General features: G+C 46.8%; 20 protein-coding genes, 3 rRNA genes and 1 riboswitch. Of the genes, 2 read left to right on the top strand and 21 right to left on the bottom strand.

Annotated elements, in window-relative coordinates; all coding sequences use genetic code 11:
- Positions 1 to 16: 16 nt before the first annotated feature.
- The 6 genes from yabG to AOU00_RS12915 all read right to left on the bottom strand — a co-directional run bounded on the left by yabG (position 17) and on the right by AOU00_RS12915 (position 6,552).
- A complete protein-coding gene (yabG, locus tag AOU00_RS12940) occupies positions 17 to 913 on the bottom strand; it encodes a sporulation peptidase YabG (RefSeq protein ID WP_061831846.1) in 897 nt (298 codons plus the stop codon).
- A 55-nt stretch (positions 914 to 968) separates the two neighbouring features.
- Entirely contained in the window at positions 969 to 1,853 is an 885-nt protein-coding gene (gene rsmA, locus AOU00_RS12935; RefSeq protein ID WP_069292044.1) for a 16S rRNA (adenine(1518)-N(6)/adenine(1519)-N(6))-dimethyltransferase RsmA, read from the bottom strand.
- A 7-nt stretch (positions 1,854 to 1,860) separates the two neighbouring features.
- Positions 1,861 to 2,406: a ribonuclease M5 gene (gene rnmV / locus AOU00_RS12930; RefSeq protein WP_013308117.1), complete on the bottom strand. Its 546-nt coding sequence runs from the start codon at positions 2,404 to 2,406 to the stop codon at positions 1,861 to 1,863.
- 146 nt (positions 2,407 to 2,552) lie between these two features.
- Positions 2,553 to 3,701: a resuscitation-promoting factor gene (locus tag AOU00_RS12925; protein WP_061831836.1), complete on the bottom strand. Its 1,149-nt coding sequence runs from the start codon at positions 3,699 to 3,701 to the stop codon at positions 2,553 to 2,555.
- A 271-nt stretch (positions 3,702 to 3,972) separates the two neighbouring features.
- Positions 3,973 to 4,254, bottom strand: a riboswitch (cyclic di-AMP (ydaO/yuaA leader).
- Positions 4,255 to 4,455: 201 nt separating this feature from the next.
- The gene (locus AOU00_RS12920) at positions 4,456 to 5,226 is read right to left on the bottom strand and encodes a TatD family hydrolase (RefSeq protein ID WP_069290752.1); all 771 of its coding nucleotides are present in this window, start codon (positions 5,224 to 5,226) and stop codon (positions 4,456 to 4,458) included.
- A gap of 42 nt (positions 5,227 to 5,268) precedes the next feature.
- Positions 5,269 to 6,552, bottom strand: coding sequence for an HD domain-containing protein (locus tag AOU00_RS12915; protein ID WP_069290751.1), 1,284 nt, complete (start codon positions 6,550 to 6,552; stop codon positions 5,269 to 5,271).
- A gap of 331 nt (positions 6,553 to 6,883) precedes the next feature.
- Between AOU00_RS12915 and AOU00_RS12910 the strand changes: the two genes are divergently transcribed.
- Positions 6,884 to 7,138 (top strand): AbrB/MazE/SpoVT family DNA-binding domain-containing protein, encoded by a 255-nt coding sequence (locus tag AOU00_RS12910; protein WP_007428005.1) that lies wholly within the window; start codon positions 6,884 to 6,886, stop codon positions 7,136 to 7,138.
- 124 nt (positions 7,139 to 7,262) lie between these two features.
- On the opposite strand, the gene rsmI is transcribed toward AOU00_RS12910, so the two are convergent.
- The 10 genes from rsmI to AOU00_RS12860 form a co-directional block, all read right to left on the bottom strand.
- Positions 7,263 to 8,144: a 16S rRNA (cytidine(1402)-2'-O)-methyltransferase gene (gene rsmI / locus AOU00_RS12905; protein ID WP_069290750.1), complete on the bottom strand. Its 882-nt coding sequence runs from the start codon at positions 8,142 to 8,144 to the stop codon at positions 7,263 to 7,265.
- Positions 8,141 to 8,896 carry a tRNA1(Val) (adenine(37)-N6)-methyltransferase gene (locus AOU00_RS12900; protein ID WP_025722559.1) on the bottom strand — a complete coding sequence of 252 codons (756 nt, stop codon included), beginning with the start codon at positions 8,894 to 8,896 and terminating at the stop codon, positions 8,141 to 8,143. The genes rsmI and AOU00_RS12900 overlap by 4 nt, the downstream gene beginning before the upstream one ends.
- 90 nt (positions 8,897 to 8,986) lie before the next feature.
- Positions 8,987 to 9,361 (bottom strand): DNA replication initiation control protein YabA, encoded by a 375-nt coding sequence (yabA, locus tag AOU00_RS12895; RefSeq protein WP_025722558.1) that lies wholly within the window; start codon positions 9,359 to 9,361, stop codon positions 8,987 to 8,989.
- Positions 9,362 to 9,388: 27 nt separating this feature from the next.
- Entirely contained in the window at positions 9,389 to 10,189 is an 801-nt protein-coding gene (locus AOU00_RS12890) for a PSP1 domain-containing protein (protein ID WP_013308110.1), read from the bottom strand.
- Between the two features lie 138 nt (positions 10,190 to 10,327).
- Entirely contained in the window at positions 10,328 to 11,323 is a 996-nt protein-coding gene (gene holB / locus AOU00_RS12885) for a DNA polymerase III subunit delta' (protein ID WP_023986424.1), read from the bottom strand.
- A gap of 161 nt (positions 11,324 to 11,484) precedes the next feature.
- Entirely contained in the window at positions 11,485 to 11,928 is a 444-nt protein-coding gene (locus AOU00_RS12880; RefSeq protein ID WP_013308108.1) for a YaaR family protein, read from the bottom strand.
- Between the two features lie 197 nt (positions 11,929 to 12,125).
- On the bottom strand, positions 12,126 to 12,455 hold the full coding sequence (locus AOU00_RS12875) for a cyclic-di-AMP receptor (RefSeq protein ID WP_007427998.1): 330 nt from the start codon (positions 12,453 to 12,455) through the stop codon (positions 12,126 to 12,128).
- Between the two features lie 74 nt (positions 12,456 to 12,529).
- Positions 12,530 to 13,177 (bottom strand): dTMP kinase, encoded by a 648-nt coding sequence (gene tmk, locus AOU00_RS12870; protein ID WP_013308107.1) that lies wholly within the window; start codon positions 13,175 to 13,177, stop codon positions 12,530 to 12,532.
- A gap of 103 nt (positions 13,178 to 13,280) precedes the next feature.
- Positions 13,281 to 14,864 (bottom strand): aminotransferase class I/II-fold pyridoxal phosphate-dependent enzyme, encoded by a 1,584-nt coding sequence (locus AOU00_RS12865; protein WP_069290749.1) that lies wholly within the window; start codon positions 14,862 to 14,864, stop codon positions 13,281 to 13,283.
- 144 nt (positions 14,865 to 15,008) lie between these two features.
- The gene (locus AOU00_RS12860; RefSeq protein WP_023986422.1) at positions 15,009 to 15,194 is read right to left on the bottom strand and encodes a sigma factor G inhibitor Gin; all 186 of its coding nucleotides are present in this window, start codon (positions 15,192 to 15,194) and stop codon (positions 15,009 to 15,011) included.
- Positions 15,195 to 15,594: 400 nt separating this feature from the next.
- On the opposite strand from AOU00_RS12860, the gene AOU00_RS12855 reads away from it, so the two are divergent.
- A complete protein-coding gene (locus AOU00_RS12855) occupies positions 15,595 to 16,122 on the top strand; it encodes a hypothetical protein (RefSeq protein ID WP_069290748.1) in 528 nt (175 codons plus the stop codon).
- A 372-nt stretch (positions 16,123 to 16,494) separates the two neighbouring features.
- Here the strand turns inward: AOU00_RS12855 and AOU00_RS12850 are convergent, their stop codons facing one another.
- The 5 genes from AOU00_RS12850 to AOU00_RS12830 form a co-directional block, all read right to left on the bottom strand.
- Positions 16,495 to 16,914 carry a hypothetical protein gene (locus AOU00_RS12850; RefSeq protein ID WP_013308104.1) on the bottom strand — a complete coding sequence of 140 codons (420 nt, stop codon included), beginning with the start codon at positions 16,912 to 16,914 and terminating at the stop codon, positions 16,495 to 16,497.
- Positions 16,915 to 17,148: 234 nt separating this feature from the next.
- Positions 17,149 to 17,265, bottom strand: a 5S ribosomal RNA gene (gene rrf, locus AOU00_RS12845).
- Positions 17,266 to 17,343: 78 nt separating this feature from the next.
- Positions 17,344 to 20,269: ribosomal RNA gene (locus tag AOU00_RS12840) — 23S ribosomal RNA — on the bottom strand.
- A 286-nt stretch (positions 20,270 to 20,555) separates the two neighbouring features.
- Positions 20,556 to 22,111 (bottom strand): 16S ribosomal RNA (locus AOU00_RS12835).
- Together the 16S, 23S and 5S rRNA genes form the textbook arrangement of a ribosomal RNA operon.
- Positions 22,112 to 22,427: 316 nt before the next feature.
- Complete coding sequence (locus tag AOU00_RS12830) at positions 22,428 to 23,516, bottom strand: HD-GYP domain-containing protein (protein WP_069290747.1); 1,089 nt, start codon at positions 23,514 to 23,516, stop codon at positions 22,428 to 22,430.
- Positions 23,517 to 23,574: the final 58 nt, after the last annotated feature.

Here is a 23,574-nt window from a genome sequence, read left to right as displayed (position 1 = left end):
TTGGCACATTTGAATCCTAGATTGCGGAAGGCGTTACTTTAAGCGTTGATAAATTTTCAAGCTTCGGCAGGCCGATGCGATAGCTTCCCCTAGTTTCAATTCCACCCACTCCGCGACTGCCACTGATTGTCTGGTGAAACAGGTCCCCCATGTTGACCGTATCACGGATCGAAGTAAAGGCCGCCTTGGCAGCCACGTAAACGGGGTCCAGCGCGTGAATCAGGATACGCCCTGGTGAGCTGGCGAAGTTTGCTCCCGCACGTAGCAGCGCCTCAAAATGGGACTGGCATGCTCCCGCTACAATCGTCAGCGAATCCAGATGACGTTCATATTGTCTTGCTACCTGAATTGCCGCCACAAAATTTTGCGAATTTTTATAACTTTTCAAGCTGTACAAATCGTAAGGCTGTGGCTGCTTCAGCACACCGTCATGTCCAGTAATGACTACGATATCCGGGCGGATACGAGGAAGCAGTCGGTACAACGTGTCCGCCATTGCCGATTCGTGAACGTGATGTCCCTCTGCAGGAACACGGAGCTGTTCATATAAACTGAGACATTTTTTCAGATAGCTGGGATCTCCATCCAGGTGAAGAACCTTTCCCGGCATTTCAAAATACGTTGACTCAACCGGATCACTCCAGTCCCCTACCAGAGCTGCCTGACTACGAGCAGCTTGCTGCTGGCGTGCCCGTTGCAACAGATTAAGAGACTCACCAGCCTTAATGTGGGCCTGCTGAGTCTTACCACTAATCTGGTCTGCAGGCACTCTGACCAGATCGTTCACCGGGGAATCGGCCAGCAGCCGAAATTCTATTCCCTTAATGATCGCTTTATCCCGCTGGATGTCCTCAACACGAAACGTGACATCTCCGCCGTACGATTTCCGAACGACCAAGTCTCCTAAACTCATCACACTGTATCACCCCTCCTATATCGTATGGGTGAATGCACAGTTTGGTTCCAGCTTAGGATATACCTGCCTCCAACAGCACAGCGCTGAGACGCGCAAATTCCTCAATACTTAGCGTTTCTCCTCGACGGGAGGGTTCAATACCAGCTTGTTGCAACAGCGGCTCCAGCGTGTCCCTGTTCTCTTTGGTGAAGAAACGGCTTTTTAAGTTATTGGAAATGGTTTTACGACGCTGGGCAAAAGCAGCATGAACCACTTCAAAGAAGTGCTTCTCATTCACCACTTCCACCGGAGGGGCTTCCCGTACACGCAGCCGGATGACTGCAGACTCCACATTTGGCTGGGGAATAAATACTGTATTCGGCACAATGCAGACTAATTCAGGTTCGCTGTAATATTGCACTGCAATGCTCAGACTGCCGTAATCCTTCGTTCCAGGAGACGCAGCCATGCGCTCAGCCACTTCTTTTTGGATCATAACGACGATATTCTCCAGAGGGAGCTTGTCCTCCAGCAGCCTCATCAGAATCGGTGTAGTAACATAGTACGGCAGATTAGCCACGACACTTACTTTACTCACGTCTGCAAAATCGGCTGCGAACACCTCACGTAAATCCAGCTTCAGCACGTCTCCATGACGTACCTTCACATGCTCGTAAGGGGCCAACACCTCTTCGAGAATTGGCAGCAGCCGCTGGTCAATCTCGACAGCGGTAACTGCCTTAGCCGATTGCGCCAGCTTCTCGGTCAAAGCGCCAATCCCAGGACCGATCTCAAGTGCACCCTTCGTCTCATCCAATCCGGCAGCATTTACAATCTTATTGAGAATATTTTGATCAATCAGGAAATTTTGTCCCAAACTCTTTTTGAACGAAAAACCGTGCCGTTGAATAATTTCCTTCGTACGCCGCGGTGTTGCTATATCTTGAATCCCTGTCATACGGACATCACAATCCTTCACTTTCAATTTGTGCCAGCGCCCCGGCAAACTCCTCGCGGCTGATCTGAAATACAGACAGCCGTTTATGTAGCTGCTTTCCGTTACAATAACCAATACCCAGCACATTCCCTAAGGCCATACGGCGTGCAGCAGCATTGGGATGGGTGATGAGTCCAGCATCAATCAGGTCCGCCCACTCAATCAGCGGGTCGGCGCCTTCCACTGTCGTATGGACCCGTGCAAGAGCGTGTCTGATCGCTTCTGGTGAGGCATTCTCCACGCCAATATCTCCTTTACGCGTCGCTTCTGCCTCGGGTATAAAGGCCTGCTTGCAGCCGGGTACCTTGGAAGCGATAATCTTACGGATGCGCTCCCCTGCATGATCGGGATCGGTTAAAATAATGACCCCCCGCCGCTCCTGCGCCAATGCAATTTTACGCAGCGTCATTTTATTAATGGCGGAGCCGCCAGTTTCTATCGTATCCGCTTCAACAGCGCGGCGAATGGCCACCGTATCATCCCGGCCCTCTACCACGATCACTTCCTTGATCATTTGTGTTTCCCTCCACTGCTACACAGCAAGCTATATTTATCTTTCCCTGCTTTTGAAAACAAAATAAGAAGAGGATATCCTCTTCTTAGCATGGCATAACTATGTTGTTAATACTATCGCATTGCCCTCAACATACACAACCTGTTTTAGTTGATTTCAGGCTTTACCGGTCCGATAACATATACGGTTTTACCGTGCTTACGACCAAATTGGTTGGCTCGGCTCAAACTCTCATAATACACATCGATTTTGTGGCCTTTAATCGCGCCACCGGTATCCTCCGCACGACGGAAGCCCACCCCTTCGATATACACCCACCAGCCGATTGGAATTATACTCGGATCGACCGCGATGGTGCGTCCTTCCGTGACACGTGCGCCGGATGCAGTACGTGTACCGATACCTGGCTCCTGTGAGGAATACGCCGTCATGGAGACGTTTTGTAAAACTTTGCTATATTTAAAATTTACGCCTGCTTTACGGACAGCACTGCCCGAACTAACCGTCGTTGCCTTAACCGCATCATTGGGACCGACGGAAGCAGCAAGAACGACCGGTTTTTTCTTCGTTCCTACCGCAATGACCTTATCCACACGGTTCTGTGCAACTTCCTTGTTAACCAGCTGTTTGGATACCAACTTTCCATCATGATATACCTTTTGAACGTGCTGGACGACCACACCCGATTTGCCGCTTTGAATGACCCGATTATCGCCTTTATAAAGACTCGGATCGGCCGTTTTGATGACCTGATAAGGCACCTGTTTTTTCTGTTCGACCTGCTGTTTCTTCACACGGACGATTTTTATGTCCATGTTAGACGAAACAGAGGCATCCAACGCAGGATAAACTTTATCCGTTGATGATAATTTATAGCCCGAGGTACGAATGGCACCTTCTACTGTATTTTCTGTTGTGTACAACTTTTTCGTCTCATTGCCTGAAGATACTTTAACCTGATTGGCACGTTTAATGACTACGCGATCGCCATCCTGTATTGCTCCATTTAGCGGCATGGAAACTGTATCATGCGGCTGAAGTGAAATGGAATGCTCGCTCAGCAAATCTTGAAGCTTGGATTCCCGGGTTTCTACCGCAGACGCCTTGCCATCGATGACAAAAAAGACTTGTTTTTTAGATTGCGTGTACATCAGAATTGAAATCATAATCGTTAGCGCGATTAGAAAAATAGCAACCAAAGCAGCCTGGCGCACATTCTCTTGCTTCCAACGCAATACGTAAGACATGCTGGATGAGCGTGACTCATGGGTATCCTTTTTCTGGAAAATGCCCATTTCCTCCGTCCTCCTTACATAGCCCGCCGTCTGGAGTAAGACATAGTTGAGATTTGACGTGACTATAACAGATTTTCTACAAGACAAGCCCAAACTACGACTGTCCTGCACCATGTACCCGTCTTCGCGGCATGCTGTCCTCCCCTGTTTAACCACAGTATGATGACAGATTTTCTTTTATTCACAACAAAAAAAGCCAGAGAAAGAGACTAGAGAGCTCTTTCGTGGCTTCCGGCATGTGTGAATATGCGGGAAAACTCATGCACGAGATGGCTTCTCTCTTGTTACGCTTACGGGGTTAGCTGTCGGGTTCGGACGTAGAGAGTCGCCCTAGCTTGGGTCAACCGCTCATGGCGGTCGCCTTCACATTCACCCCGAAGACCCAGAAAGAAATCGAAATACGGCTCCTCCACCTGTTCAATCCCACCGGGAAAAGAATTTAGGTCGAGCCGGCTGGCGGAAGAGAAGTTCCCTTCTTGCACATACGCCGGACGTACTGTAAGCCATATCGGTTCCCCCGTTCCCTGTAAAAGGGACTCAGCGAGACTGGTTCATGAAATGACTTGTTGATGTTTACATTCAAACAACAATTCACTGAAAAGATGATATCCTGTTTCTATGCATGTTGTAAAGCAGGTTTCAAGTACATTTTTTAAAATATTCGGTTAAAATATTGTAATATTCTCGAGTTTCCTGCAACAAATTCATGATTAGCTTCGTCTATCTCTTTATTTTGATCGATTTCTTCACTTTTTCATTGAATGTCAAATCGTTCCAGGGCATTTCGGGTCGTTATTGACACTAATTCCTCCACTGTAATCCCTTTGATTTGGGCTGCATCCTCTGCTACCAGTCTCACATGTGCAGACTCATTTCGCTTCCCACGAAACGGATGAGGTGTCAGATAGGGAGCATCAGTTTCAATGAGCAGACGGTCCAGCGGCACCTGTGCGAGCACCTCTTTTGGCTGCTTGGCATTTTTGAACGTTATTGGACCACCGAAGGAAAGGTGAAATCCCATATCCAGCACCATTTTGGCTGTCTCCCAGCTACCCGAAAAGGAGTGCATGACTCCACCAATCTCACTCGCTTTTTCCTCACGCAAAATCTTAACAATATCTTCATGGGCATCCCGGTTATGAATAACAATGGGCATCTTGAGCTCACGAGCCAGACCAATTTGATTTCGAAACACCCGATGCTGCACATCCTTCGGTGATGTATCCCAATAATAATCCAGACCGATCTCCCCGATGGCTACAACCTTTTTATGACCGCATAACGATGCAATCCATTCTAGATCGCCCTCCTGCATTGTAATAGCATCCTGTGGGTGCCATCCAACTGCCGCATAAATAAAATCATACGTCTCGGCCAATTTCATGGTGGATGGAATGGTCTCACGATTAAATCCGATATTGATCATCCGCGTTACTCCTGATTCGACAGCACGTGCTATAACTTCTTCACGATCTTCGTCAAATTGTGGCGCATCCAAGTGAGTATGAGTGTCGAATAAATCCAAGGTTTACATCTCCTTTTTTTACTTACATTTCTATATAGTTGTCTATTCTTTGACAAAATAATTCCTTATTTCGGCAGGAAGCCTGTCTTTTACCGCGTTCAATTTATTCTGGGGAAAATACATATGATATTTCCCTCGGTGAATACCACTTATTGAGCGCACAATTTCCGAAACTTCGGATATTTCACTCACCTCGCCCTGACGTCCAAGCAGTAAAATCTGGTTGTCCGTCGAGCCACCCTGCCGAAACACATCATAAGGAAGATCTGTCGGAAAATCAATTTCAAAATCATATTCAGGGTGCAAACCAGCCTCTTTCAAAGCTTCTCGAATACTGTCAATGGTATCTGTATCCATATTTTCAATCTCTACATATTTATACAATCTACGGTCCATAAACCGGCTGCTCAAATCACTTAAAATCTCGTCCTTTTCTCGTTTCCACTGGCTAAATACGGTCTGGATTAATGACTCGTCGAGCATCAGATATTGCTCTACTGTAAGATCTCCTTTCAACAGATCCGGCAACGGGTCCAGCAGAAATCCAAACTCATATCCGTTTTTAAACAATTCCTTTGCTCGCTTGAAAATTTTACGTAAAAGGATTTCCGAGCTGCGTGTTACAGGATGAAAATAAATTTGCCAATACATCTGGTAGCGTGACATTAAATAATCTTCTACTGCATGCATACCTGATTCCTTCACAACAATTCTCCCATTATGAGGACGCAGCAGTCGTAAAATACGATCCAAATCAATCGTGCCGTAGTTGACGCCTGTCGAGTGAGCATCCCGCAACAAATAATCCATACGATCGGCATCTAGTGGACTGGTTACCAGGTTGACAACAATCGGTTTATCATACGTTTTGGCTATAACCGCAGCCACCCTTTGTGGAAGCTTCTCGTCGACTTGCCGTAGCACGGCGTTGATCTTCGTGTATCCCAGTACAATGCGGCATGTCCAATCCTCATGGTTCATATGAAAGGCTTCCTCAATTGAATGAGAAAACGGGCCGTGCCCCACATCATGCAATAGAGCTGCACACAGAGCAACCAGCCTTTCCTCCTTCGGCCAATCCGGGAAATCCCCACGTTCAAATTGAGAAATAATACTTCTCGTAATCTCATATACGCCCAATGAGTGTGAAAACCGGCTATGCTCCGCTCCATGAAACGTAAGATACGACGTACCTAACTGCCGTATGCGCCGTAAACGTTGGAACTCCGGCGTGTTGATCAACCGCCATATCACAGTATCCTGAACATGGATGTAATTATGTACCGGGTCTTTAAAAACTTTTTCTTCACTGAGTGGCTGGTGCAAGATATCAGCTCCTTTAATATTCGGAATAATGGATTAAAATACAATAAAATCCTAAATGGTTTCCCTCATTCGACATTATTTGTCGTAATATGTCGAATTATAGTTTTTCGACATTTCCAAATCGACAAACTGAATAAATCATCAATAAGATAAGGCAATACACACAAGTAAAGCTCTTTAATCTAAATACTTTTGCATAATCAGACTGTTACTACATTTTTAAGGTTGACTGTTTTGGGAATCGTTGGTATAGTAAATATCAGAAAAGAGAAAATTTTGTCGAATCATGACACTTATATTATTTTAAACGGCGAGAGGAGCCTGATTTATTATGATGAAATCCACTGGTATTGTAAGAAAAGTTGACGAGCTCGGACGTGTTGTTATTCCAATCGAATTGCGCCGTACCCTGGGAATCGGAGAGAAAGACGCTTTGGAAATTTATGTTGATGGCGAACGCATCATGCTTAAAAAATACGAGCCAGCTTGTATCTTCTGCGGCAATGCTGAGAACGTAATTTACTTCAAAGGAAAAATTGTTTGCCAAGATTGCATTTCTGAAATCCCAACACCTGTGACAAACTGAGAATTTTAGTATATAATAGACTTATCAGATATTGTTAATTCTAACCTTTTTCATATATACTCCTTGTTGCCTTCCACGGTTTGAACCCAACCGTTGGAAGGCCCTTTTTTGTTTAGGCAGATATTCATAAGAGTGCGTTGTAAACATCTCTCTTGGAGATTGAACGATCTGTGGCTGTACGCTTCATTGCATCCTTGCGTGTGAGTCCCTCTGCCTCATAATGTGCGACGTGGGACTCCAAAGATAAAGACTGCCACCATGCCTGACGTTCCTGTTCCTCTTCCTCTTTGTCTTTCCCTTCAACCACCAGACAATATTCACCAATCGGCGGATTCTCCTCTAGTTTAGCAAGGCATTGCTCCACGGTTCCCCGCACCCATTCCTCATGCAGCTTGGTCAGCTCACGCGCAAGCACCACTTTGCGTGAACCTAATGTTTCCTTCAACACCATCAATGTCTTCACAATACGATGAGGCGATTCATAAAAAATAATTGTGCCGTGAGATACCTGAAACGATAGCAACAGCTTCTCTAGGTCCTTTTTCTCCCGTGGTGGAAAGCCAGCGAAGGTGAACCTTTCTGTATCCAGTCCTGAGGCAATTAAAGCCGATAGTGCCGCATTTGCTCCTGGGATAGGAATGACGCTAATTTCCGCTTCCAGTGCCAGTTTGACCAGATCCGAACCAGGGTCAGAAATGGCTGGTAGACCTGCATCGCTAACCAGTGCCAAATTTTTTCCTTCTATTATATATCGTATCAGTTCAGGCCCACTGGCAGCCTTATTATGTTCATGATAACTGAAGAGCATATCCGGTGTAATTTCGAAATGGGTGAGCAGTTTGCGTGTCTGCCGTGTATCTTCGGCAGCGATAATACTACATGACTTTAAGGTGTTAATCGCCCTAAAGGTCATATCGTCCAGATTCCCAATGGGTGTTGCAACAAGATACAACTTTCCCCGTTCTTCTTCGCTGGTACTGAAGCTTTTTTGTACAGCTGCTTTCACACAGAATCCCCCTTGCTTACTTCTCCATAGATATCTCTTATTTCCTGAGTATAATTCCCATTTTCCTGATATACAATGAGCGGAGGCAACAAACGAACCTCCGGTTTACCGTCACGTAATGCTTCAACCAAGACCATATTGGCTTCCATATGAACTCGTGGGTGAACAAAACGTATTCGTTTGGGTTCCAAACTATGTTTACGCATCAAGGTTATAATCTCACCCAGCCGCTGCGGGCGATGAACCATAGATACCTTTCCCCCATTACGTACAAGCCGGGTGGATGCCTGAATGACTTCTTCCAGTGTGCAGTTCACTTCATGACGGGCAATTGCCTGGTGAGGATTCAGCTTGATATCGCTACCATTTAGCGGCATATAGGGGGGATTCACGGTAATCGCATCATAAACACCATGTCCCGTGATGTGAACCAGCTCACGTAGGTCCCCTTCCCGAATCTGAATTGCTGCTTCTAATCCATTCAAGCTGACACTACGTCTAGCCATATCTGCCAAACGTGGTTGAATCTCAATTCCTTCAATAGACGCTTTTGTTCGTGTCGTTAGCAACAGCGGGACAACCCCATTGCCAGTACACAAATCCAGAATCTTCCCGCGCTGCGGAATACCGGCAAAACGTGCCAGCAAGACCGCGTCCATCGAGAAGCTGAATACTTCATCACTTTGGATAATGCGCAAATTATGTGAAAGCAGATCATCAATTCGTTCCGACTTCTTTTCATTTTCGTACATAGTGCTCTCCCATCTTTTATAACCAAAATCGCTTTTCACTCATACTTCCTTACAAAAAAGCCGTAGGCATCTTGCTCCTACGGCTTGTTTTTATTTATTCAAAAATGACAGACAGAAGAGGCAATCGCCTTCCGTTCGCAAATGTCCGTAATACACGTTGCATATATGAAATCCTTCATGATACAGCCTCGCTAGATTGTCGTAGCCTTCGCCCACGACCTCACCCGTTTGCCCTTCATCTTTAATGACGATCGGAGGAGGAAGCTTCGGCTTGTTTGCCGTTTTTTCTTCTCCAGAGGTTTCACGTTTGAGCATCTTGCGCACCTGTTCGTTTTCAATCGTTAGTCGTTGATTTTCCTCCAGCAGCTCTTTTACTGCCAGTTTCAATTCACCCAGATCGCTATGCAACTGTCCCATTTGGGTTTCCATTTCGTGAATACGCGCAAAAACATTTAATTTATCCAAGTTTCCACCCCGAAGCAACCTAATGGTTTACTTGACGACTACATCGTCCATTGGAAGTTCCTTGACCTTACTGATCTCAAACAGTTGAACATGCACCGTGCGATGACCTGCATTCACACCTACGACTTTACCTTCTCCCAAAGAGGTGATAACCATCTTACCCACCTGAGGTAGCTCTTCTCGCATGCTTTCGTAGTTATCATGTTCAAACTTGAGACAGCACATCAATCTCCCGCACAACCCGGAAATCTTCGTCGGATTCAGCGACAAACTCTGATCCTTCGCCATCTTAATAGATACCGGCTCAAAATCCCCCAGCCATGAGGAGCAACACAGAATACGTCCACAAGGTCCGATTCCGCCAAGCATTTTAGCCTCATCCCGTACGCCGATCTGCCGCAGCTCGATCCGTGTACGAAAAATACTGGCCAAGTCCTTTACAAGCTCTCGAAAATCTACCCGACCCTCTGCCGTAAAATAAAAAATGATCTTATTTCGGTCAAATGTAAATTCTACATCTACCAGCTTCATTTTAAGGCCATGGTCTTTAATTTTATTTAAACACGTGCCGAATGCATCCTTTGCCGCCAATTTATTCTCTTCTACAACAAGAGCGTCATCATCCCCAGCAATACGAATGACTTTTTTTAAGGGCAGGACAACATCCGAATCATTTACCTCTTTTTTGCCCACTACAACCTTGCCATATTCAATACCGCGCGCGGTCTCTACAATGACGCAGTTTTCTTTCTCCACTGGAAGATCCAACGGATCAAAATAATAAGTCTTGCCCGCCTTCTTGAAACGGACACCCACTACACTATACAAAAATTAACCCCCTTGTATGCCACTAAACCTCATTTGAAGCCGACATTGTACGAATGGCCGCAATTGAAGTCTCACTGTCGCACAAACCGGGAACCTGGCGTCGCGGATTGTGCAGAGTGGAACAAGCGCGCCTTCCTGTTAGCCGGTGATAGAACCGCTTGTATCGGACAACCCAATCAGAAGCTGCTCCACGCATAATTGCCCGTTGACGTGAAAACGGAGCTTCTTCCTGCAATTCGCGGCCAAATCCATATAAGAGACCCATTGTTCCGTGCTGCGGGTGATTGCCAATTTGGAGACGGACTCCAAATGATCTATGAAAACAATGCTTTCGTGCCTTCCGTAACGGAAATGAAGCATATCCTTAAACCACAAATGAAACAGATGAAACAGAATATCCAGGTGTTCAGAAAGTCCAGTTTTAAAAATCTTCTGTTGAGCCAGAATAATAGACGAGCTCCCCCGACTCATGGACTCCTTCACTAATTGTAACACTACGTTTCTAATTTCTGCAAACCAATTCTGCTGGAGAATTTCTCTACATGATTCCAGTCCTGAAGCAATATGAACGACCGACCGGACAAGCCCTGCCGTATAGCCTTCCCCAATTAATGCCTGCATCATCACCTCCGGCTGTAAAGCGTGGAAAGGAACCTGCTGCGTCCGTGATTGAATCGTAGGCAGCAACGCCTGTCCATTTTCAGAAATGAGTATGCCGACCACTGGAATCTGGGGCTCCTCCAGAAATTTAAGTAGGCTATTAGCAGCTTGCACTGTCATGGTATCCGCCTGCCGAATGATATATACCTTCGGATTGGAGCTTTCAGATTTGTAAGAAAATATACGTTGAAGCCCACGAATCTGATCAATTTTAATCGTAGCTCCATCCGGCTCTACAATATGCAAATCTGGATGATTCCCGTGCTCTACCTTGCGGCATGACAAACACTCCCCGCATGCATCATCCGTCTGTCGCTCACAAAATAAAGCCTTAGCAAAGATCTGCGCCATGTTCATCTGCCCGCTTCCCGGCGGCCCGCTAAAAACATAGGCATGGTTGACCGTATGATTCCGTAGTGCACTTTGCAGCATTTTTTTGGCTACATCCTGGCCCATTATATGTTGAAAAGACATATTTCCTCACTTTCTCCACTGAAAACAACTGTGATCCATCGGCAAATCGTTGTTCTTCCAGGCATGTACATAGTCAAAAATAATCTGCCAGCATGATCAGCAAGCAGATTATTTCTTCGTGGCAACAGCCCGTCTGTATTCATTTATAACATAAGTCTGCATTAAAATGAGAGATTAATTAGCAATCCTCTGATCTCACCGACCCCTTGCAAAAGCTCAATCTTGCCTTGCTCGGTTTCGAGCAGCTCATCCGCCATTTTGAGCAACAGCTCATCCACTTCATCAATCAGCTTATAACGTTTGCTGCGTCCCCGGCGATCCCAGCCCTTTGTGTCCTTCATGGACACGCCTCGCCGAACGGTATCTTCCAAAAACCGTTTAACCAGCATCTTATAGGCCTTCAGCTCACGAATCGTCATTGAACGTGCAAGACGATCTCCCTGCATTTGTATTTCCTTAAAGCGCCGATTCAATTCCTCCTGCGAAGCTTGCTCCCCATTTTGCTGCATAACGTCGGAGAAGCTCTTGGGCTGAATTGGCTTTGCACTCATTTCATTCGTAGACAATGTACTTTGTAAAGGGCGATAGCCCGGATTTATTTTCATATAAACCTGCTTTCTCCCCGGATGCTTCCACTTTCCCCCTTCATGAACAGTTCGATCTAGAACTCAGGGTTTCTTCGGCTTTCCGGGGACTGCGCTGTAGCGCTGCCGTTTTAGTGGATCTGCCCTCACTCTCATCATGTGAGAAGATACAGGCGATTCCCCTATCATATCGGCAGAATAGGCCCTATTGTGTAGATTCAGAAATGCTCGAAACGGTCTACAGGCATCACGAATACCGTCGCTCCACCCACCTGGACTTCAACAGGCAACGGTAAATAGGAATCCGTCGTCCCGCTCATAGGGGTAACGGGTGTGACCAGCTGTTCACGAACCTTGCAACTGCTGCGAATGACGTTCATTAATGAGTCCACCTGATTGTCATCAACACCGATCATAAATGTCGTATTACCAGCACGCAGAAATCCTCCTGTGCTCGCCAATTTAGTAGCACGGAAATTAGCTTTCACCAGTCCGCTGGATAATCTGTTACTGTCCTTATCCTGTACAATCGCAATAATCAGCTTCATCCTGTATTCCTCCTTCAAGTCATATTAGAGACAACCTTGTCCCTAGCTCAATTTTACCGTATATCCTTCGACAATTATATGCTAAAATTCTGAACAAACCGCTTTTTCAGCAAATCCTTCAATACTTGCTCCACCTGCTCTGGCGCCGGAGATGCATCAACAATTGTAATTCGCTCCGGAAATTTGCGAGCCAACTCCAAATATGCCTCTCGCACCTTATGGTGAAACGATATACTCTCCATGTCGAGGCGGTCCATTTCTGCTCCTCGTGACGCATTAATTCTTGCCAATCCCAATTCGGGCTCAATATCCAGATAAAATGTGGCATCCGGCTCCCAATCATCCACCGCAAAGCGATTAATTGAAGCCACCTCTTCAATTCCGATCCCTCTTGCAAATCCTTGATAGACCAAGCTACTATCCACAAAACGATCACATAATACGATAGCTCCCTGTTCAATAGCCGGCTTTACCTTCTCCACCAAATGCTGACGCCGCGCCGCCGCGTATAAAAGTGCCTCTGTTCGAGCATCCATACTGGTATGAGCAGGGTCCAAAATGATAGAACGAATCTTTTCGGAAATTTCGATGCCACCCGGCTCCCTCGTCGTGATGACTGGATAGCCTTCTTCCTCCATAAACTTCGCCAGCCGTTGAATCATAGTTGTTTTACCGGAGCCGTCTCCCCCCTCCAGTGTGATAAAAATGCCTTTCCGATTCATGTTATTCCCTGCTTTCCTGCCTGAAAAATAAAAGTCACCCATAGGCTACGTATGCTTCTTTTATTCAGTCTTCTGTATTTGTTAAGTCTCTAGTATCTAATCTTTATTGTAAACGGAATACCCGAATTGTAAGCATACTTTCATCTGCTACCCCGTGCCACTTGGCTCCCAGCTCACGTAGACGACTCATCCGCAATGCAATCGCTTCTGTAATCGTTTCTCCTGCATATAGCAGTGGAATACCTGGAGGATACGGGATAATCATTTCAGCCGCTACCCTGCCAGCGGATTCGTCTACAGGCACGGTCTCCATCTGATCCGGGCTAATCGGTCGAAGCCCAAACGGCACCGGACTAGAGTATCCCTTCATTCTATCATTGTTCCACGTGGAAAAATCTAATTCGAATCTTTGCTGCTCTTTTTCCGTTGACCCCGGCTCACCAGCCGTCTCCTTAAATCTTATATCATTATCTATATGCACAAGAGCCTGCAACAGGTGACTCGCATCCTTAGCCGTAGAGCCTAACGTAAACAATAAAACAACATGTTTTTCGTCGCTCATCTCTGGAACACATCCGTAAGTCTCCAACTCATGCTTGAGTCCAAACCCATCCAGTATACCCCATGTATCATACAGTACCAATTTAAAAGGATCCTGGGTTGAATATCCGCTTATTCCCTCATCAGCCCTTTCTAGGACCTCAGAGATTCCCCTGTGAGCATATTCTCCCTCTAGTGCCTGCTGTGTAGGTTCTAGCAAGCGAAAGCGTGGGAGCTGCTCCAGGCCCTTTCTAAAAGCATCTGCCGCCGCTAAGCCCACTGTAAAAGCATCTGCTCCATACGCCTCTATATACCATCTTGCCAAATCCAGTGAAGCCATTAACGGATAAGAAGGGCTAGAGCTTTGCACCATCGCCAAACGCTGACGAAGCAGTTCCCGATGGATTCTCTCTCCCTGCACATGTAACATGGCCCCCATGGTCATGGCTGGAAGCATTTTATGTGTCGACTGGACGACTACATCAGCCCCGCAGGATAGCGCAGAGGCTGGCAAACGAGGATGCAGCCCATAATGGGCACCGTGTGCCTCATCTATCAATAGCGGCACATGGGCTGCATGACAGGCCTTAGCCGTTGCCTTCAGGTCATGCCCCATCCCATAGTAATTAGGTAGTGTAAGTAACACCCCTTTAGCCGAAGGATAGGCCTTCAGTGCAGCTTTTATTGTATCCGTCGTTGGGGCAACCGCCAGCCCGCTTAGTGTATCTATTTCCGGATCTAGGAATACCGCATTAGCCCCTGACAGCATGAGACCGTTCAGGACAGATTTGTGTACATTTCTCTGTACCAGCAGTAGATCTCCCGGCTCCGTACATACAGTTAAAATCATAGCCAAATTACCGACCGTGCTTCCTCCAATTAGCCAAAAGCTCTCTTCAGCACCAAAGCACTTTGCAGCCAGCTCTTGCCCTTCACGAATCACATCTTCTGGGTGATGCAAATCATCCAGTCCAGTAATTTCTGTCGCATCAATAGACATCACTTCTTGCAACAGAGATGCAATATTTTCATGCTCATATACTTGTCCATTTTTATGACCGGGTACATGGAAAGAAGCATTGCCCTGAGTCCGGTAACGTATTAGAGCTTCCATTAATGGTGCATGTACCGCCTTTTTCCCCATCATTCTGCAATCCTTCCAAACAAAGCTTTATATCTACCTTATTTTATCGTAAAATCAAGCGGAATCCTACTTTTACTCACAGAAAAAAAGGCCCGTATCGACAGACCTTGGAATGCCAATCCTTCAAAGACTAATTAGCAAAGGATATTATGCATTTTTCTGTACCCAGATTTGCTTTAGTTGATCAATAAAAAAATGATATTTGGCATCAGTTGCATCCGTGTGCACCATTTCAGCTTCACACGTATCACAGATAAACTCGGAAACGATAAAAATGCCTTCATGCTTGTGCTGCCCGCATATAATACAGCGGTGGCCGCCTTGATCATGCATATCCATCCCACCTTGTTTCTTTTACTATTAGTATGGGTCACTTTCTACTATTTTAAACCTTTTCATAGCCCAGTTCGACGATATACTCTATATATATTCCATCTGGGCCATTATGGTGTTTGTACCCCGTATGTTTAAAAAACAGCCGTCTATGCCGATATAATAAGAAAAGCTCTTATGTATGGATACCCTTTCATCGGAGCCCTTGAACACTTCATCAGTGATAGCTTTTCCAGTAATTATAGAGTAGGCTAGCTAACACTGGATGTCGATCATTCTGTATTTCTACAAAAACGATTAAATGCTTATTTAAAGCGGCATGAGCGAAGTACCGTCCCTTTTTCCGGCTGTGGACGGGAAGCCACTTGTGATGCAGTAGATTAATGAAAGGACTGTTCGCATGACAGAGGAAACCGGAACCAAAGCTACCTACTATCACTACAAGCTCATTAAAAAAATCAGTATACCGCGTCAACTAATATGGAGTCATATCACACTGCCTGTTATTATGCTTCTCTTTCTGCTTCTTGCCTTTTCCTGGACTAGCGTGTTTTTGTTTGCTCTTGCCTTTTTCCTAACCTTATGGGTACACTTCGTAATCTCACGATCTGTCCTATATATCGGTGGCGGAACATCCTTCCGCAAACGCTGGGCATTCCACCGTAAATTACCTTGGCTAGGCTATATGACAGACCAGTACATAGGCTATAGCATCTTTCGTCGTGTGCACATACATACCCTCTGGATCGGTATCTGCTTATCAGCCGTATTCATTCTCTGGTCTCCACCAGCCTTTACTGTATCCTTACTCTTCTGGCATCTTTGGCTTATTGCACCGCGTCTATACATCCTCAGTCGGCTTACCGGCGAGAGAAAAGATGGCATGTTAAAGTTCACCGATGAAGATGCCTCATATTATCTACAGTAAATTTAACCACTCATTATCCGTACAGATAGAAAACTCAGGTCTGAACTAACCTATCAACGATCTAGACTGAAGCAATAAAAAAGGAGCAACCTCAAACGGTTACTCCTTTTTTTGTGGATTAACAATTAAAATCGCTTTATTCTCTTATCAAGTAAACTTTTCCTCATCGTTATCCTCGTTATTCATGTAGGGCATTTGATCAACATGCAAATATATAAAAGGAAGCCACTCCCTACTCAACGGCAGTTCTGAGTGCTTCCCCATATCCGATCTCTTCATTCATCATGATACACAGCATACAATATGCTGAGTTTACTATAAATATGATCTACAATAAATCCTATGCTACTTACTCGGTTGAAAACCGTGTCCCTAATTAAGATCCACGCTTTTGCTCTTCACAACAGCCTTTCTGTCTTTTGGAACCAATACAGTAAAAGAACCATCATGCACAGACAAATGCACCATATGCTTATTTTTCTGAAACACCTTCTGATTCGAGGTGGATAAATTCGGTTCCTCAGTCCAGCCCCAAGCTGCAATCTCTTCTAAATAAGGAGCAGGTAGACTATCACTTTCCTTCAACGCTGGCAGTGCATAGCGAACATAGTCCATGTCCGAATTACTGCTGGCCCGATCGGTTTTACTAGCTTCTTTAGGAACCGGAAACGTCTTCTCGTTAGCAGCACCCTCAAACGATGTCCAAGAAGGCTCCTCTTCCACGCACCCGGTAAGAATCGCGACAGCGACACTGAATAGCACCAATAGAGCAAGCCATTTATTTCGCCGCATGATCTTCCCTCCTTACCAGCCTGATTGACTATACAAAATCCTATGATGGAGTTTGCATAAATCTGCAATAATGCAGCGTGTGTGTATGGGATTCAATACCTATATTATACAGGGTTTACTCCTACATTCCGTAACAAAAATGTTACCTTCCTTTTGTAAGGATATTTCTAAAATATACGTATATGCAAAAAAAGAATCATAATCTCAACGAGATCATGATCCTCTTTACTTATTGCTTGGCGACGTCCTACTCTCCCAGGACCCTGCGGTCCAAGTACCATCGGCGCTGGAGGGCTTAACGGTCGTGTTCGGGATGGGTACGTGTGGAACCCCTCCGCTATCGCCACCAAACATGAATTTACATCGTAAATTCTACATTCAAGGTTACACCCTGAAAACTGGATCCGAAACTCATTTGCATTTTATTCTTAGGATAAGCCCTCGACCGATTAGTATTGGTCAGCTCCATGCATTACTGCACTTCCACCCCCAACCTATCTACCTCGTCGTCTTCAAGGGGTCTTACATACTGGGAAATCTCATCTTGAGGGGGGCTTCACGCTTAGATGCTTTCAGCGCTTATCCCTTCCGTACATAGCTACCCAGCGGTGCTCCTGGCGGAACAACTGGTACACCAGCGGTACGTCCATCCCGGTCCTCTCGTACTAAGGACAGCTCCTCTCAAATTTCCTACGCCCACGACAGATAGGGACCGAACTGTCTCACGACGTTCTGAACCCAGCTCGCGTACCGCTTTAATGGGCGAACAGCCCAACCCTTGGGACCTACTTCAGCCCCAGGATGCGATGAGCCGACATCGAGGTGCCAAACCTCCCCGTCGATGTGGACTCTTGGGGAGATAAGCCTGTTATCCCCAGGGTAGCTTTTATCCGTTGAGCGATGGCCCTTCCATGCGGTACCACCGGATCACTAAGCCCGACTTTCGTCCCTGCTCGACTTGTAGGTCTCGCAGTCAAGCTCCCTTCTGCCTTTGCACTCTTCGAATGATTTCCAACCATTCTGAGGGAACCTTGGGGCGCCTCCGTTACTCTTTAGGAGGCGACCGCCCCAGTCAAACTGCCCACCTGACACTGTCCTCGCACCGGATCACGGTACCAAGTTAGAACCTAGATACGATCAGGGTGGTATCCCAAGGATGCCTCCTCTCAAGCTGGCGCTCAAGATTCAACGGCTCCCACCTATCCTGTACAGATCGTACCCAAATTCAATATCAAGCTGCAGTAAAGCTCCATGGGGTCTTTCCGTCTTGTCGCGGGTAACCTGCATCTTCACAGGTATTAAAATTTCACCGGATCTCTCGTTGAGACAGCGCCCAAGTCGTTACGCCATTCGTGCGGGTCAGAATTTACCTGACAAGGAATTTCGCTACCTTAGGACCGTTATAGTTACGGCCGCCGTTTACTGGGGCTTCGGTTCATAGCTTCGCTCTTGCGAGCTTACCACTCCCCTTAACCTTCCAGCACCGGGCAGGCGTCAGCCCGTATACTTCGCCTTGCGGCTTCGCACAGACCTGTGTTTTTGCTAAACAGTCGCTTGGGCCTTTTCACTGCGGCCCCCTCGGGCTATTCACCCTACCGAGGCACCCCTTCTCCCGAAGTTACGGGGTCATTTTGCCGAGTTCCTTAACGAGAGTTCTTCCGCGCGCCTTAGAATTCTCTTCTCGCCTACCTGTGTCGGTTTGCGGTACGGGCACCTTCTCCTGGCTAGAGGCTTTTCTTGGCAGTCTGAGATCATGACCTTCGCTACTATAATTTTCGCTCCCCATCACAGCCCAGCCTTACGATGTGCGGATTTGCCTACACATCAGCCTCACTGCTTAGACGGACATCCATCAGTCCGCGTCACTACCCTACTGCGTCACCCCATTGCTCATAACGGATTACGGTGGTACAGGAATTTCGACCTGTTGTCCTTCGACTACGCCTATCGGCCTCGCCTTAGGTCCCGACTTACCCTGAGCGGACGAACCTTCCTCAGGAACCCTTAGGCTTTCGGCGGATCTGATTCTCACAGATCTTTTCGTTACTCATACCGGCATTCTCACTTGAATGCAGTCCAGCGCTCCTTACGGTACACCTTCAACCCGCATTCAACGCTCCCCTACCCCTGATGCAAGCATCAAGCCATAGCTTCGGTGGTGTGTTTAGCCCCGTTACATTTTCGGCGCAGAGTCACTCGACCAGTGAGCTATTACGCACTCTTTCAATGGTGGCTGCTTCTAAGCCAACATCCTGGTTGTCTGTGCAACTCCACATCCTTTCCCACTTAACACACACTTGGGGACCTTAGCTGATGGTCTGGGCTGTTTCCCTTTCGACAATGGATCTTAGCACTCACTGTCTGACTCCCGGAACTAAATCTATGGCATTCGGAGTTTGACTGAGCTTGGTAACCCTTGCGGGCCCCGCACCCAATCAGTGCTCTACCTCCACGATTCTTCTTTCCGAGGCTAGCCCTAAAGCTATTTCGGGGAGAACCAGCTATCTCCGGGTTCGATTGGAATTTCTCCGCTACCCCCACCTCATCCCCGCATTTTTCAACATGCGTGGGTTCGGGCCTCCAGTGCGTGTTACCGCACCTTCACCCTGGACAGGGGTAGATCACCCGGTTTCGGGTCTACGTCCACGTACTCATTCGCCCTATTCAGACTCGCTTTCGCTGCGGCTTCAGCTCTTCACCTTAACCTTGCACGGGAACGTAACTCGCCGGTTCATTCTACAAAAGGCACGCCATCACCCATAGATCGGGCTCTGACTTCTTGTAAGCACACGGTTTCAGGATCTATTTCACTCCCCTTCCGGGGTGCTTTTCACCTTTCCCTCACGGTACTGCTTCACTATCGGTCGCCAGGGAGTATTTAGCCTTGGCAGATGGTCCTGCCGGATTCATACGGGGTTTCACGTGCCCCGCACTACTCGGGATCCGTCTCGGAGGGAACAAGTTTTGAACTACAGGGCTTTTACCTTCTCTGGCGGGCCTTTCCAGACCTCTTCATCTAACCGGTTCCTTTGTAACTCCATGTGAGACGTCCCACAACCCCAAGGAGCAAGCTCCTTGGTTTGGGCTAATCCGCGTTCGCTCGCCGCTACTGACGGAATCACTATTGTTTTCTCTTCCTCAGGGTACTTAGATGTTTCAGTTCCCCTGGTCTGCCTCTATTCTGCCTATGTATTCAGCAGAAAGTGACTGTCGATGAAGACAGCCGGGTTTCCCCATTCGGACATCCCCGGATCAAAGCTTGCTTACAGCTCCCCGAGGCCTTATCGTTGTTCGCCACGTCCTTCGTCGGCTCCTGGCGCCTAGGCATCCTCCGTGTGCTCTTTGTAGCTTAACCTAGTATTTACATTGTAAATACGATTTGCTCTGAATTTCGGTTCAACACTTACGTGTGAATTAAATTCAAGACAGCTACCTTTATTTCACTTGTTTACACAAGATCAGCTTAAAGGAATATTCTAAAACGCAATTTCGTTTCGGTATCCAGTTTTCAAGGTGCAAAGCTGTAAACAACCAGCTTTTTCTGAGAGTTTGAGCTCTCAAAACTGAGCAACGAGTGAGTAGTTTTTGAAGCTTACGCTTCATATTTGAATGTTTCCGTTGCAGGAAACGATTCTCCATAGAAAGGAGGTGATCCAGCCGCACCTTCCGATACGGCTACCTTGTTACGACTTCACCCCAATCATCTACCCCACCTTCGGCGGCTGGCTCCCTTGCGGGTTACCCCACCGACTTCGGGTGTTGTAAACTCTCGTGGTGTGACGGGCGGTGTGTACAAGACCCGGGAACGTATTCACCGCGGCATGCTGATCCGCGATTACTAGCAATTCCGACTTCATGTAGGCGAGTTGCAGCCTACAATCCGAACTGAGACCGGCTTTTCTAGGATTGGCTCCACCTCGCGATTTCGCTTCCCGTTGTACCGGCCATTGTAGTACGTGTGTAGCCCAGGTCATAAGGGGCATGATGATTTGACGTCATCCCCACCTTCCTCCGGTTTGTCACCGGCAGTCTGCTTAGAGTGCCCAGCTTGACCTGCTGGCAACTAAGCATAAGGGTTGCGCTCGTTGCGGGACTTAACCCAACATCTCACGACACGAGCTGACGACAACCATGCACCACCTGTCTCCTCTGTCCCGAAGGAAAGGTCTATCTCTAGACCGATCAGAGGGATGTCAAGACCTGGTAAGGTTCTTCGCGTTGCTTCGAATTAAACCACATACTCCACTGCTTGTGCGGGTCCCCGTCAATTCCTTTGAGTTTCAGTCTTGCGACCGTACTCCCCAGGCGGAATGCTTAATGTGTTAACTTCGGCACCAAGGGTATCGAAACCCCTAACACCTAGCATTCATCGTTTACGGCGTGGACTACCAGGGTATCTAATCCTGTTTGCTCCCCACGCTTTCGCGCCTCAGCGTCAGTTACAGCCCAGAGAGTCGCCTTCGCCACTGGTGTTCCTCCACATCTCTACGCATTTCACCGCTACACGTGGAATTCCACTCTCCTCTTCTGCACTCAAGCTCCCCAGTTTCCAGTGCGACCCGAAGTTGAGCCTCGGGATTAAACACCAGACTTAAAGAGCCGCCTGCGCGCGCTTTACGCCCAATAATTCCGGACAACGCTTGCCCCCTACGTATTACCGCGGCTGCTGGCACGTAGTTAGCCGGGGCTTTCTTCTCAGGTACCGTCACTCTTGTAGCAGTTACTCTACAAGACGTTCTTCCCTGGCAACAGAGCTTTACGATCCGAAAACCTTCATCACTCACGCGGCGTTGCTCCGTCAGGCTTTCGCCCATTGCGGAAGATTCCCTACTGCTGCCTCCCGTAGGAGTCTGGGCCGTGTCTCAGTCCCAGTGTGGCCGATCACCCTCTCAGGTCGGCTACGCATCGTCGCCTTGGTAGGCCTTTACCCCACCAACTAGCTAATGCGCCGCAGGCCCATCCACAAGTGACAGATTGCTCCATCTTTCCTCCTTCTCCCATGCAGGAAAAGGATGTATCGGGTATTAGCTACCGTTTCCGGTAGTTATCCCTGTCTTGTGGGCAGGTTGCCTACGTGTTACTCACCCGTCCGCCGCTAGGTTATGTAGAAGCAAGCTTCTACATAACCCCGCTCGACTTGCATGTATTAGGCACGCCGCCAGCGTTCGTCCTGAGCCAGGATCAAACTCTCCATTAAAGACCAACCGAAGTTGGTTTATCGAAAGAGCGATAAGCTCATTTTGAAACTGACGAGATAAAATATCTCTTGATTTTACGAACAAAATCGTTTTACTCACTCGTTGTTCAGTTTTCAAAGATCAAACATTCATTGTCCGCCTCGGCGTTTCTTTCAACCCCTCAGCAACTTTTATAGTGTATCATATTTCCTAGAGTTATGTCAACACTTTTTTCTCAAAAGTGTTTTTCACTCTTTTTGATAACACTTGAAGCGACAAGAAATAATATATCATACTTTCTTTATATTGTGCAACTGTTTTTTTAAAAATACTTAGTTAAGTAACAATATACTCGATATAAAGCTCTCTTTGCAGCATTAAGTTAATGATTTCCCCATCTACTTGAATCAACGGACGAGTCGGATGATCTCGATCAGCAAATATAATTTCCCCTGTACGGTTATCATTGAGGCGCACCTTGGTTCCATTATTGAATTGGGTTAGCTTATGAATAAAAACTTGTACGACACTTGGGTCCAGCTTTCCAAATGATTCTGACTTGATTTGCTCTAGAACCAGATACGGTGATTGGGCAGGCCGGTATGTTTTCTCTAGAGTCATAGCATGGAATACATCAGCCACTCCAACGATTTTAGCGTAGATGTGGATTTGTTCCCCTTTAAGACGCAGTGGATATCCAGTACCGTCCACTTTCTCATGATGCTGAAGAGCTGCCAAACGCACACCTTCGTTAATAGCTTTCACATTTTTAAGCAGCTGGTATCCTAGTGATGTATGACTACGTATTTCTTCTTGCTCTTCCCACGTTAGTTTGGAGGGCTTGTACAGAATGGCCGGGTCCATTTTAGCATTCCCTATGTCATGAAGCAATCCAGCAAAAGCCACCTGCATCCAATCCTTTTGAGGTAATCCGATCCATTGTGCAATGGAGTAGGAAGTAAGGGAGGCTAGCACGGCGTTGTGAAAAATATAGTCCACTTCGATCATGGCAGGCGGAGTATAGGTCATTACATTATAGCGCTGAATGTGCACCAGTAAGGACTCCAATTGTCCTCGCAGTTCATATATAGATAAATTAGAGACGAGTACCGATTGAAATGCGTTCTTAACGAGCATCACCATTTTGTCATACTCATCCTGAAATTGTTCAGATTCATCTCGCCCATCTAACGAAGGTCCTTGCGATTCCGATATTCCAGATCGAACAGTCGTAGACTCGCCACTGGATTTTGTAAGATCATCCGTTCCTACCTCAACTTGCTGGATCAGGAACGCCTGTAAAATCTCCAAGTCACGCGGTAGCAGAATGCGCCCTTTCGGTAGCAGCAAGCTGCCCATTTCTGTAAATACATCGCTTTGCAATCTAAGTCCTGCTTTTAATTCGGATACGGGTACAGTTGTCATGGTCAACCTCTCTGTTCTCACAACAGCTGCTCCAGCTGCCAGTTATGATGTCATTATA

The organism is Paenibacillus polymyxa (assembly GCF_001719045.1).
GTDB classification, from domain to species: Bacteria; Bacillota; Bacilli; order Paenibacillales; family Paenibacillaceae; genus Paenibacillus; species Paenibacillus polymyxa_B.
The sequence above is the reverse complement of the archived record's forward strand: the minus strand, read 5'-3'. Positions and strand labels throughout refer to the sequence as shown.